11 protein-coding genes are annotated in these 13,002 nt (G+C 46.2%); 8 read left to right on the top strand and 3 right to left on the bottom strand.

Going from position 1 to position 13,002, the window contains the following annotated elements:
- Positions 1-232: 232 nt before the first annotated feature.
- Positions 233-592: a ribosome-associated translation inhibitor RaiA gene (gene raiA, locus BCU12_RS02345; RefSeq protein WP_102402791.1), complete on the top strand. Its 360-nt coding sequence runs from the start codon at positions 233-235 to the stop codon at positions 590-592.
- 107 nt (positions 593-699) lie between these two features.
- Here raiA and BCU12_RS02340 read toward each other — a convergent pair whose 3' ends face one another.
- Positions 700-1,020, bottom strand: a complete 321-nt coding sequence (locus BCU12_RS02340) for a hypothetical protein (RefSeq protein WP_241909726.1) — start codon at positions 1,018-1,020, stop codon at positions 700-702.
- A gap of 454 nt (positions 1,021-1,474) precedes the next feature.
- Between BCU12_RS02340 and BCU12_RS02335 the strand changes: the two genes are divergently transcribed.
- Positions 1,475-2,395, top strand: a complete 921-nt coding sequence (locus BCU12_RS02335; protein ID WP_102402790.1) for a polysaccharide lyase family 7 protein — start codon at positions 1,475-1,477, stop codon at positions 2,393-2,395.
- Positions 2,396-2,450: 55 nt separating this feature from the next.
- Here BCU12_RS02335 and BCU12_RS02330 read toward each other — a convergent pair whose 3' ends face one another.
- Positions 2,451-3,320: a LysR family transcriptional regulator gene (locus BCU12_RS02330; RefSeq protein ID WP_102402789.1), complete on the bottom strand. Its 870-nt coding sequence runs from the start codon at positions 3,318-3,320 to the stop codon at positions 2,451-2,453.
- 153 nt (positions 3,321-3,473) lie between these two features.
- Between BCU12_RS02330 and BCU12_RS02325 the strand changes: the two genes are divergently transcribed.
- The 6 genes from BCU12_RS02325 to BCU12_RS02305 all read left to right on the top strand — a co-directional run bounded on the left by BCU12_RS02325 (position 3,474) and on the right by BCU12_RS02305 (position 12,627).
- Positions 3,474-4,553: a linear amide C-N hydrolase gene (locus tag BCU12_RS02325; protein WP_102402788.1), complete on the top strand. Its 1,080-nt coding sequence runs from the start codon at positions 3,474-3,476 to the stop codon at positions 4,551-4,553.
- Between the two features lie 582 nt (positions 4,554-5,135).
- On the top strand, positions 5,136-5,483 hold the full coding sequence (locus BCU12_RS23085; RefSeq protein ID WP_133153799.1) for a hypothetical protein: 348 nt from the start codon (positions 5,136-5,138) through the stop codon (positions 5,481-5,483).
- 202 nt (positions 5,484-5,685) lie between these two features.
- Positions 5,686-7,044, top strand: coding sequence for a TolC family protein (locus BCU12_RS02320; protein WP_241909727.1), 1,359 nt, complete (start codon positions 5,686-5,688; stop codon positions 7,042-7,044).
- Positions 7,045-7,068: 24 nt separating this feature from the next.
- Positions 7,069-8,871, top strand: coding sequence for an efflux RND transporter periplasmic adaptor subunit (locus BCU12_RS02315; RefSeq protein ID WP_102402787.1), 1,803 nt, complete (start codon positions 7,069-7,071; stop codon positions 8,869-8,871).
- Positions 8,868-11,990, top strand: coding sequence for an efflux RND transporter permease subunit (locus BCU12_RS02310; protein WP_102402786.1), 3,123 nt, complete (start codon positions 8,868-8,870; stop codon positions 11,988-11,990). Before BCU12_RS02315 ends, BCU12_RS02310 begins: the two co-directional genes overlap by 4 nt.
- Before the next feature lie 100 nt (positions 11,991-12,090).
- Positions 12,091-12,627, top strand: a complete 537-nt coding sequence (locus tag BCU12_RS02305) for a copper-binding protein (RefSeq protein WP_102402785.1) — start codon at positions 12,091-12,093, stop codon at positions 12,625-12,627.
- An 81-nt stretch (positions 12,628-12,708) separates the two neighbouring features.
- Here BCU12_RS02305 and BCU12_RS02300 read toward each other — a convergent pair.
- The coding region (locus BCU12_RS02300; RefSeq protein ID WP_133153798.1) for an AraC family transcriptional regulator at positions 12,709-13,002 on the bottom strand (294 nt) is incomplete at its 5' end.

The raw sequence follows: 13,002 nt of genomic DNA, 5'->3' as shown, positions 1-13,002 counted from the left end.
TCCGCGATGAACCTTTTTATTGAGCTAGCCGAAGTCAAATCCGGCTATTTTTAGAGAGAAACAAACAAAAAATGTACAGTGCATTTTTGAGAACGACGCATCATTTCAAGGGGCGAGAGGAAGAATAATTCATAACACTGAAGTAAATCACACAAGTGTAAAATTAGTCTTGGTCAGACTGCGAGTAGTTTGCTACGTTTAAATGACACAGTGATTGGAAAGGTAGAACTATATGAAAGTAAATGTACAAACACATCATGTATCAATCAATGACGACTCACGCAAAGAAATCGAAGCTAAATTCGAAAAAGTATCCTCTCATTTTCCTCAACTGATCAGTAGCGACATCATCATCACCAAAGAGCACGGCCAACACCAAGTAGAGATTTTTACCAACTACGAAGGCGCACGTGTATCAGCGAAATCAACCAATGATGTTATGTACCCAGCCATTGCTGCGGCATTGAAAAAACTAGAAGCGGGTCTTCGTAACCGTAAAGGACAGTTAAAATCCGATCTTCATGAGAAGCCAACAAGCACAAAACCAGAAATTGCTTCCGATATTATTCAAGAGATGAAATTAGTTGATTAAACAGTAAGGTAGATTTGCCCATTGGGCTAGGTAGGTAGTACCACGTTTTGAAGAGAAGCCAGCATGAATTTGCTGGCTTTTTTGATCTTGCTTTCATCAGCATGAGGCTATTGAACGTGTTGCTGGCTCGCAATAAGACGTTGATGACGAAGGTTTATATGGGAAATAAGCTTCTGCCACTTTTCAGCTAAATAGTAGTGCCCGGACACCATCAACTGCCCTTGAGCTCTTTCAATGACAGACAGTGGCATGCTTTGATAAATGTATTCAAATGTATTGACGTCAAGTTCAGACGCATCGCTTGCCCAGTCTATCTCCGAAGAAAGCCCCGATGCATAGATTCTCACCGCTTGTGTTTCTGGCGATGAGACTTCTGTCTCTTTAAGTTGCTTGAGCAGTATTTTAAATCGTTCAAATTTCATCTTCATGTTTTAAGTCCTTTGATAGCGTATCGCTTTATCAGTCTTCCTTTTTTATGCCTTATTTAGTGACTGATAAGATTGTCTTAGCTCAAAAAACAACCAGAACGATGCTGTTGTAAGCCATTTTCACGCTGTCTTGATTTGAATACAGTAATGAACAGACAGGAAAGAAGCGTCGATACCTAGTCTACATACTGCATGATCCTAGATCCCAGAGGCTAAGTTTTAACTATAGCGGGAAATCAAGAAACATTTATTAACACTTGGATAATAAAGTGAATTTTTAACTTTAAAGCGCTTGATCAGTAGGCAGGGTAAAGAGTTGGCTCATGTTAGCTCGATTTATCATTGGTATGGAATCTGTCAAAAATAAGAAAAGTTAGAACTCGATCATTTCAGACAAGGAGGATAAATGTAAAAATCACAGTGTCTTATTATAATACAAATATAGAGGATTGCTGTGAAATTTAGAACACTGACTGCGGCTGTTGCCACTGCACTTTCTTTCGGTGCTTATGCTGCTCCACAAACCCCTGCTGATATTCTTGATCTTTCTTGTTGGAAAGTCACACTGCCCGTTTCTTTAACGGGGGGAGATCGCCCCACCGAATTTGAAGAAAACGACATTGCCAATGGTGCAATGCACCCTGATTATTTCTACGTAAATGAAGCGGGAGATGGGGTGGTTTTTCGCTCACCTGTTCAAGGCATCAAAACGTCAGAGAACACAAAGTACGTCCGTTCTGAATTACGTGAAATGATGCGCTGTGGTGATACCAGCATTCGCACTCACGGTGTGGGTGGTAATAACTGGGTATTCTCAAACAATGAATCAGAAGAGTCGCTAAAAAATGCGGCGGGTGTGGATGGAACGCTTAAGGCAACGTTATCGGTTGATCACGTCACTAGGACAGGAAAAATCTGGCAGCAAGGACGTGTGATCATTGGTCAAATTCACGCACCAAAAGACGAGCCAGTGAAAATCTATTATCGAAAAATGCCTGAACACAATACAGGGTCACTGTGGATCTCGCATGAACCGAATGGTGGCGACGACATTACGTTTCCAATGATTGGGCCAACGAAACCGAATTACTGGAAACAGGGCTCAAAAGATTACCAGTCAACCTATGACGATGGTATTGCGTTGGGTGAATCGTTTTCGTACAAAATTGAGGTGGTAGGCGCTGATATGACGGTCACCATTTCTCGTGAAGGTAAGCCAGATGTCGTGCAGAAAGTGGACATGCAAAACTCGGGTTACGAAGAAGAAGGCGAGTGGATGTACTTCAAGGCTGGAGTCTACAACCAAAATCGTTCGGGCGATCCTGATGATTATGTTCAAGCCACTTTTTATGAATTGGAAGTGACCCACAAGTAGCCAAACGTTGATGCACTAGGCTTACTGCGGGTCAGTAAGCCTAATTTCTACGATATTAATCTCGCCTGCCTAACTGACATACCCCGTCGATGAACATCTGCATCGTGGGATTGACATGCGCTTCTTGCAGTATGATGACTTCGGCTGACCAATCGGGAAACTTGTCTTCAAACAGAGTAAGGTGCGTGTTTTCAATCGCTTCACGACAAATGAAATGCGGCAAATGTCCCCAGCCAACACCAGTCTTGATTAAGTTCAGCATTTGGATTGCGTTGTTACACATCATGTGTCTATGGCTGATAATATCTGCGTCCCTTAAACCGACCTGTGCTAAAAAAGAGTAGGTTAACTGAAGTCGGTCACTGAAATTACGTTCCGTCGAGTTGGCTGGCATTTTCCATTCGATCGGGGCAACCCTAACAACCTTAAAGCTATACGCCTGTGTTACCGTGACTTTTTTCTCAATGAGCATGGAAGAGAACGCGAGCCCTACATCCGCTCTGTTATTGATAACCCAATCCCTTACCTGCATGGTGTCACCGTTGAGGACTTTCAAATTGAGATATGGGTATTTTTCTAGAATGTCGGCGAGCAGCAAGTCGACGTTTTTGTCGATCAAACTGGTATCAATTGCCACGGTTAATGAGTCCGGTACCCCTTTGTGTAAACTGTCGATCTTTGCTTCAAAGTGGTTCGATTCGTTCAGCATTGATTGCGCGTACTTGTAGAGTTGCCAGCCTTGTGGCGTCACTTCAATCGATCGTGGTAAGCGTTCAAATAAGATCAATCCAGTATCAATTTCGAAATTATTCACCTGCTCACGAACGGTTGAAACATGCTTGCCCAGTGCACGAGCGGCTTGGGCAATCCCTTTGTTTTCAACGGTGGCGACAAATGCTTGCACTTGCTCGATGGAATACGACATACATGGCCTCAGTGTAATAGTATTTAAGAGAGGGTTAATACCTACTCTCAGCGTCTTTGAGATTAGCAGTAATCGTTGATAATGACCACATCGAGACAACAACAAGGTTGTCAGAACTTATCAAGATCAGTCGCTACTAAAGAGGGCACAATTATGAAAACTTTCAAACTTAATACCATCGCAGCGGTTGCAGCATTAGCCATGACCTCACTCTCTGGTGTTGCAGACGCATGTTCACGCATAACTTTGGATACTCCACACGGTGTCAGTACGGTTCGTTCATTAGATTGGGGAGATCAACTTGGCAATGTGGCTCAAGTCAACCCAGTAGGTAAGCATCGTACATCGGAAGCACCGAGCTACGAGAAATCAATGAAGTGGACAACGAAGTACCATTCGATTGCACAGACAGAGTGGGAAGTTTTTCACGGCGTTGCATCTGATGCGATTAACTCTGAAGGCCTAGGTACGTCATTACTGTATATGTATGATTCTGCGCAATACATTGCCGACTATGAAGATACAGGCGCGCCTGCGGTGAGCTTTTTAGAATTGGTTTCGTATGTGAATGAAACGTATGCCTCTGTTGAGCAAGTCGTGCAAGCTTTTGAAGCGAATGAGTTTCAGATTGCGTGGGCTGACGGCTTACACGGTACTCAACATGGTCTTCACCTATCAGTACAGGATAAAACCGGTGACATAGCGCTATTTCAACTAAACGAAGGTGGAAAGATGGTGGTTCACCGTGGTGATGTTGCATCCGACTTACGCGTAATGGCGAATGCACCACTTCAGCAAGATCACCGAGACTATGTTAGCCGTGTTGATTTGGAAGACTTAGCCGCGAAGAATATTCCATCGTCTATCTCTTCACTCGATCGAAACTTACGAGGCCTATTTAACACGACGCATGTGGGCTTTAGTGAGGACGCATCGTGGGCACAAACTCGAGGTAAATTGCTGAGCACATACAACGCAGGGAACCTAGTGCCACAAGATCTTGTTGACCCTGTTAATGGCGAGACTTACGCGACGTGGACACAGTTTGTCTACAACCACGAAAATGGCGATTTCTTGTTTACTAACTATGATACTCGTGAGCAAATTGGTTACAACTTCAATGACACATTACAGTTTACTGAAACGATGTGTGCTGACACCGTAAACCAAGCCTCTCAAGGCTTGAATACAGCAACCTTCAGTGTTTGTGAGCAAAGTGTCGGTAACAAATAGTTGGAAATAAATAGGCGAGCGATAGAATTTAGATTCTAAGAAATAAAAGGCCCTGTATCTTAATTGGATACGGGGTCTTTTCTGCGTGTATTGAATACAGATTGGGCTGAGTAAGGCTTAACTGAATCACAGAGCAGGCGTACCTCACCGTCTTACAGCGGATAATTGCAAAGGATGATTACAAAAGGATGATTACAAAGTACCAGTCTCTAAGTCATAAGATTGACCGCTCAGTTACTTTGTAATGTTGTCATTGCTGAGGGCAAACCAACCATCGCAGTTTTTTTAGATTTTAAGACGGTCTATCACGAGTCCAGTGCTCGCATATCAAATATTCTTAAATGAAGAAATTACATTCAGTCGGTAACCAATCAATTAATCTGAAGGCTTATCTCTTTTATCTAAACAATGCACGATGATTTACTAATACTCTTGACCTTACCCTAAGGGGAAGCTTTAGAATCACGCATAACTTAATTTTAAAGGCTCGGTATGCGTTTCTCTTCTACTCGCATAAATTGGATTACACTCTTAAGCATCTTTACGTTGCTTATTTCTAGTGTTGTCTCGAGCACGCCTTTAATGTCATTTCAAATGTTAGACATTGCTAACGCTAATCCAAGTGTTCAATCTACGATTCAATCTGAGTTGCCTGATTGCCACCGAGCTAGTAATGATCATGCCCAGATGGGACACGGCTCTAGTACCCCAACATCACAAACGATGACGGAGTCTGATCCCCCCTCTTGTAACAGCAACGCTGATTCAATGCATAACTGCTGCAGTGCAACCTGTGTCAATGTGATGGCATTTACACCGAGCTTAAATAAGGTGACTCACATAGAGACGCGGTTAAGTAAGATTGAATCACACACACAAGGTGAGCGTGTTCAGCGCCCACAATCTTTGTATCGACCCCCGATAGCCTAAATCCAAACTCTGTCTTTCTATTACTGTTCAGTTCTCTATTCGCTTCTCAATGTGAGTTAGCAAATAACAGACGCAGTAACTGTTTTATCGCGCCTATTATTTAACCTTACCAAGGGTTATTCGGCGCAAGAATTTGGATAACACCGTGACTATAAACCCCTCACTTATTGCAGTAGCAGTCAGTGCATCGGTTGGCTTTGCCCTGCCACTTCATGCCGCTGCCAATGCAACGCAAACCAGCGTGACGTCATCAGTATCGTTAGCTCAGCTGATTGATATTGCACTAAACAATGACTCGAATCGAAAGCAGTTCTATGCCCAATCTTACGCCATGAGAGAATCAGGCATCGCCAATGCAACACTTGCTGATCCAAAGCTAAAATTTGGGGTTGGCGGCCTACCTGTTGACAGTTTCAAGTTTGATGATGACCCAATGACCAACATTTCAGTTGGGCTGATGCAGCAATTTAGCCGAGGTTCAACGCTCGATCTTCAGCAGCGTCAAGCGAATCAACAGGCCGATGGTCTGACACTGCAAATTGCAGCCCGTGAACTCGACATCGCCAACAGTATGACTCAGCTATGGCTCGAGCTTGGCTATCAGCAACAAGCACATCAAGTGCTGCTCGAAAACCACCGATTGATGCAAGAGATGGAAAGCTTTATTCAAACCAACTACTCGATTGGCAAAAGTGAAGCGCAAGACCTTCTTAATGCTCAGTTGCAAGTTAGCCAGATCGAAGAAAAGCTACAAGCGAACACGCAAATGCAGCACCGTTTGATTTCTCAATTATCTGAGTGGTTAGGATCCGATTGGCTGTATCGCACCGACTCATTGCGAGCGAGCAACCAACTGGATTGGAGCTTGCTTGAGCAACGCTTAAATCGCTCGAGTGACTCCACCGAGCACTACCCGCAGCTTAACTTAAATCCTATGGTTCAAATGGCTGACGTCGCTATTTCTACCAATCAAACTCAGGTTGAAATTGCTGAGCAAGCTTATACACCTCAATTCGGTGTTGAGGTGATGTACGCTTACAGGCAAGCCAATGGAATGATGGGCGATCCCGCCTCCGATCTCGTCAGTGCTTACGTCACAATGGATGTGCCTCTGTTTACTGGTAATCGCCAAGACAGACAACATTCGGCAGCGCAATATCAAGTCGGCGCAGCTAAATCTCAAAAAGACACACTACTTAGCCAAATGAACGCCAAGGTGAATACGCTACTTATCGATAAAAGCAACCTTGAACAGCGTCTTGAGCGCTATCAAAACTCCTTACTTCCACAGGCCAAATCTCGCTCTGAAGCGGTCGAGCGGGGTTACCAAAACAATACGGCGCAATTTAATACCGTCATTACCGCCAGCCGAGATGAACTGGCATTGCAGCTTGAGCAGCAACGCCTTCTCACCGATTTAAACCTTGTCAACAGCAACCTATCTTCACTGCTCGGTGGTTTCGATTTCAATGTTGAACTGCCCAATTTAAACCGTGACGAACAAGGTGTTCATCAAAACCAACCTGGTGCAGATAAGTCACACGCAGACGCTCAGAAGTAATGACATAAGAATTAGGAATAGATTATGAAAACAATGCAAATCGCAACACTCGCTCTTCTGATTGGCGGTGCTATCGGTTTTGGTGTCGCACTTGGTTTAGACGCAAACCACTTCATTATGCCAGCAAACGACGATATGAGTGCGATGGCCTCATCTAATGAAAAAGGAGCAGATGAACCACTCTATTGGGTAGCACCAATGGATGCGAACTATCGGCGTGATCAACCTGGCAAGTCGCCGATGGGGATGGCTCTCGTTCCTGTCTACGCCTCGGATCTCGCCGGAGAAAATGAGGAAGCGGGAACCGTCACCATTAACCCTGCTGTCGAAAATAATCTTGGGGTTAAAACAGCCTTAGTCACGCAGGAAAAGCTATCGCCTCGCATTGAGACGGTGGGCTATGTGGCGTTTGATGACAGCCTAGTTTGGCAAACCAACGTTCGCATCGCCGGTTGGGTTGAAAAGCTCAATGTTAACGCCATTGGTGAGCAGGTAAATAAAGGTGATGTTCTGTTCACACTATATTCTCCTGAGCTCGTTAAAGCACAAGAAGAGCTGCTGAATGCCTACCGAGCAGGTCATAAAGGGTTGATTCGCGGCGCTACCGATCGTTTGGTTTCACTCGGCGTTGATAGGTCTCAAATCAAGCAGATCGTAAAAGCAAACCGAGCGTCTCAAACCATCGAAATCAAAGCGATAGCCGATGGTGTCATTGCCAGTTTGAGTATTCGTGAAGGGGGTTACCTCTCTCCCGCGCAAACCGTGATCAGCGCCGGCCCCCTTAATGAAGTGTGGGTGGATGCGGAAGTCTTTGAACGTCAATCCCATTGGATCACAACCGGCAGCCAAGCCAGCATGACACTTGATGCGATACCGGGGCAAGAGTGGCACGGCGTGGTGGATTACGTTTACCCCATTCTTGACCCAAAGACTCGTACTCTTCGAGTGCGACTTAAGTTTGCCAATCCTGAAGGGGAACTTAAACCGAACATGTTTGCCAGCATTGCTCTGCAACCAGAATCAAGTGAGAGCGTTCTGACTATTCCAAGATCATCGGTTATTCGCTCTGGTGGCATGACACGTGTGGTGCTTTCACAAGGCGATGGTAAATACCGCTCGGCTCGTATTGACGTAGGACGCGAAGCGGGCGAAAAAATCGAAGTCATTCAAGGTCTCAACGAGAACGATCGCATCGTGACTTCGGCTCACTTCATGATCGATTCTGAATCGAGTCAATCGGCTGACCTTTCTCGTATCAACGGTGTAGAGCCTTCAGCAAGCAACGAGCCGCCTGCTGAAACCGCATGGACAAAAGGGGAAATTACCGATGTGATGGAAGGCCACCGCATGCTAACCATCAACCACCAGCCGGTTCCCGAGTGGAATTGGCCGGGAATGGTGATGAACTTCAACATTGCCGAAGGCGTTGATATGTCTCAACTGAGTAAAGGCCAGATGATCGACTTTGAAATGCAGCAAGGCGATTCAGGGCAATACGATGTTGTCACCCTTAATGTTGATGACACCGGTATTGTCAGTGAGCTATGGGTCGACGGCGAGATCACTATGCTGATGGCTGACTTTGGCATGATCACCCTAAAACACGCCGCGGCACCCGAGTGGGGCTGGGCCGCTGGCGAAATGAACTTTTCAGTAGGAGGAGATATCGATTTGTCTGGTTTAGTTGAAGGGCAGTCGGTTCGATTTCTAGTCATCAAAGACGGCTCAGATGTCTCTTTGATAAAAATTGAGACTCAGGAAAACCCAACGCAAATGGATGCGCACGCGCAACACACCGCACATCAAAATATGGGGGATAACCAATGATTACCGCCATTATTCGATGGTCGATCAATAATCGATTCCTGGTCTTAATTGCCAGTATTTTCCTTACATTAGCTGGGCTTTACAGCGTTAAAAATACCCCTGTTGATGCGCTGCCTGACCTCTCTGATGTACAGGTGATCATTAAAACCAGCTACCCGGGGCAAGCACCTCAAGTGGTGGAAGACCAAGTCACCTATCCACTGACAACGGCCATGCTCGCGGTTCCAGGTGCGGAGACCGTCCGCGGTTACTCCTTCTTTGGTGACTCCTATGTCTACATCATCTTTAACGATGATACCGACATGTACTGGGCCCGCTCCAGAGTATTGGAGTACCTAAGCCAAGTTGCCCCCAACCTACCTGCGAATGCCAAGCCCACACTTGGGCCTGATGCGACGGGGGTGGGCTGGGTATACAGCTACGTATTGCAAGATAAAACAGGCCAACATGATTTAGCCGAGCTGCGTAGCCTGCAAGATTGGTTCTTAAAATACGAGCTGCAAACCGTTGATGGCGTGTCAGAAGTTGCCACCGTAGGCGGTATGGTCAAGCAGTACCAAGTACAAATTGACCCGGCCAAGCTTCGCGCTTATGACCTGACTCTTCAGCAAGTGAACATGGCGATCCAAGACGGCAACCAAGAGACAGGCGCATCGGTTGTGGAAGTGGCTGAAGCCGAACACATGGTTCGTACAACGGGCTATTTAAGCAGTATCGAAGACATTAAATCGCTGCCACTTAAAGTGACCGACAAAGGCACACCCCTGCTATTGGGTGATATTGCCGAGATCAACACTGGGCCACAGATGCGTCGTGGTATCTCTGAGCTCAATGGTGAAGGCGAAGCGGTGGGCGGTGTGATTGTCATGCGCTTTGGCGAGAACGCCAGTGAAGTGATCGACAACGTTAAGAACAAACTGAATGAGCTTAAACAAGGTTTACCTGAAGGTGTCGAAATTGTTGCCACCTACGACCGTTCAACACTCATCGATGCCGCTGTCGAAAACCTTTGGAAAAAGCTCATTGAAGAGTTCATTGTTGTGGCCATTGTTTGTGCTCTGTTCCTGTTCCATATCCGCTCATCTCTGGTGATTGCGATAAGCTTGCCGGTGGGCATTTTAAGCGCCTTCATCGTTATGCATTGGCAAGGCATTAACGCCAACATCATGTCACTCGGCGGTATTGCCATCGCCATTGGCGCCATGGTGGATGGTGCAATCGTCATGATTGAAAACGTGCATAAGCACATTGAACGCACGCCACTCACAGATAAAAACCGCTGGCAAGTGATCGGTAAAGCCGCCGAAGAAGTGGGTGCGCCGCTGTTCTTTTCGCTGATCATCATCACGCTCAGCTTTGTTCCGGTATTTTCACTTGAAGGCCAAGAGGGCAAGATGTTCTCGCCACTCGCCTTCACTAAAACCTATGCAATGGCCGCATCGGCAGGTCTAGCGATCACCTTAGTCCCTGTTCTTATGGGCTACTTTGTTCGCGGTAAGATTCTTCCAGAAAATAAGAACCCTGTGAACAAAGGGCTAGTAGCGCTCTATCGCCCGATGCTGAATCTAAGCCTGAAATACCCAAAACTGATCATTGTCACGGCACTTGGGTTAATGGCTTCAGCGTATTATCCAACCAGTCAGCTTGGTAGTGAATTCATCCCACCACTCGATGAAGGCGATTTGATGTACATGCCAACCACATACCCAGGTATTTCGATTGGTAAAGCGCGTGAGCTACTACAGCAAACCAATAAGCTGATTAAAACCGTACCTGAGGTGGAAACGGTATGGGGCAAGATTGGTCGTGCTGATACAGCGACTGACCCAGCACCACTCACCATGATTGAGAGTGTTATTCAGCTTAAACCTCGCAGTGAATGGCGAGACGGTGTGACTACCGACTCACTGCGTGCCGAGTTCGACAGCCTTGTGAAGTTTCCAGGTTTAACCAACGCATGGGTAATGCCAATCAAAACGCGTATTGACATGCTAGCCACGGGGATTAAAACGCCAATCGGCATCAAGATCGCAGGGCCTGACCTTAAGATCATTGAAGGTATCGGTGCCGAATTGGAGCCTATTTTGAATGAACTGGAAGGCACAGCTTCCGTCTACGCTGAGCGTGTTGCCGGTGGCCGTTACGTCACCATCGACATTAAACGCCGTGCAGCTGCTCGATACGGTTTAAGCATTAAAGAAGTTCAACAGGTTGTTTCAACCGCGGTTGGCGGAATGAAAGTAGGTGAAACCGTTGAAGGGCTAGAGCGTTACCCAATCAATGTTCGCTACCCACAAGATTACCGTAATTCTGTGGTCAAGCTGCAGAACCTGCCTCTTGTCACATCAAATGGCGCACGTATCGCACTGGCTGACGTTGCCGATATTCGTTACGAAGATGGCCCACCAATGATTAAAACAGAGAACGCTCGCCCGAACGGCTGGGTCTTTGTGGATATCGACGGTCGAGATCTTGGTTCTTACGTCGCTGAAGCTCAGCAAGCAGTAAGCGAACAGTTATACCTACCGGCGGGCTACTCCATTGCGTGGTCTGGGCAATACGAATACATGGAGCGCGCGAAAGAGCGATTAACCATGGTAGTACCCGTCACGATTGCCATCATCATGCTACTGCTTTACATGAGCTTTCGCCGTGTCGGTGAAGTGTTGATCATTATGGCAACCTTACCACTCGCGATGGTTGGCGGACTTTGGCTGATGCACATCCTTGGCTTTAATTTCTCTATTGCTGTTGGGGTTGGCTTTATCGCTCTTTCCGGTGTGGCGGTAGAGATAGGCGTCATCATGTTGGTGTATCTCAACCAAGCGTGGCATTACAAAAAGATTCATGCTCAAGAAGAAGGTACATTACTGACTCAACAAGACTTAACCGATGCCATCGGTGAAGGTGCAGGCTTGCGTGTGCGCCCGGTCATGATGACGGTACTGACGGTCATCATCGGTCTTATCCCAATAATGTATGGCGATGGCACGGGATCGGAAGTCATGCAGCGTATCGCCGCCCCAATGATTGGTGGCATGGCCTCAGCACTGCTGCTCACTCTACTGGTGCTTCCTGCCGTTTTTCAGCTGTGGAAACGCAGAGAAATTATTAGCTAATAACAAACATTCAAATTCACGCAGGCTGTTCTCAAGCGGCCCGCGTTCCTTACCAAACATTAGAAACAGAACATCAGATACTGAATTTAAGGAAACAAAAATGAAAAAATCACTAATCGCACTAAGCATCGCGCTTCTTTCAACCACGGCATTTGCAGCAAAGATGGATCACAATAAAATGGATCATGGCTCTATGGATCATAGCAAGATGGATCACTCTAAAATGGACCACGGCTCTATGTTGATGGACATGGAAGGCATGTCAGCCGTCGGAATGCCTGCAACGGGTGGACAACCTGACAAAGTGGTCCACGTTATTCTAAGCGATGATATGACAATCACTTTTAAGAGTGATGTGACGATTGAGCCTAATGACGTCGTGCAATTTGTTGTGATGAACACAGGGAAAATTGAACATGGGTTTACGATTGGATCGGCAGAAGAACAGCTCAAGCATAGAGAGATGATGGCGAACATGTCTGAGCATCATGGCCACGAAGATAGCAGCACAGTTATGGTCGCACCAGGAAAAGCAAAACAGCTGCTTTGGCACTTCCACGGTGAGCACAATGTTGAATTTGCTTGTAATATTGCAGATCATGCAGAACAGGGAATGGTAAAGAAAGTCTCTCTTTAATTGAATGGAGGAGGCTGGCTGTTCGTTCAGCCTCCTTTTTTAGCCAAGTAAGTGAGCAGGTTGAGTAATATAAACCAAACACTACATCATCTGAGAAGGCGATAATTGAAAGTGGCGCTTAAACTCTCGAAAGAACTGTGATTGGCTGCTGTACCCAACAAGGCTAGCGGCTTCACTGGCGCGCTTTCCTTCCACAGTGATTAACTCTTTAGCCTTATCAAGGCGCACTTTTTTCACGTACTGCATGGGCGATTCGCACGTGACTTCTTTGAAGGCGCGATGAAAAGAGGAAACGCTCATGTTCGCCTGGTGAGCTAAATCTTCGACATTGATCGGAGAAGAGAAGTTCGCGTGTAAGGTGCCCAATACCTTAGC

The sequence above is a fragment of the Vibrio sp. 10N.261.55.A7 genome (assembly GCF_002877365.1).
Taxonomy (GTDB): Bacteria; Pseudomonadota; Gammaproteobacteria; order Enterobacterales; family Vibrionaceae; genus Vibrio.
This window is presented reverse-complemented; position numbering and strand designations above follow the sequence as displayed.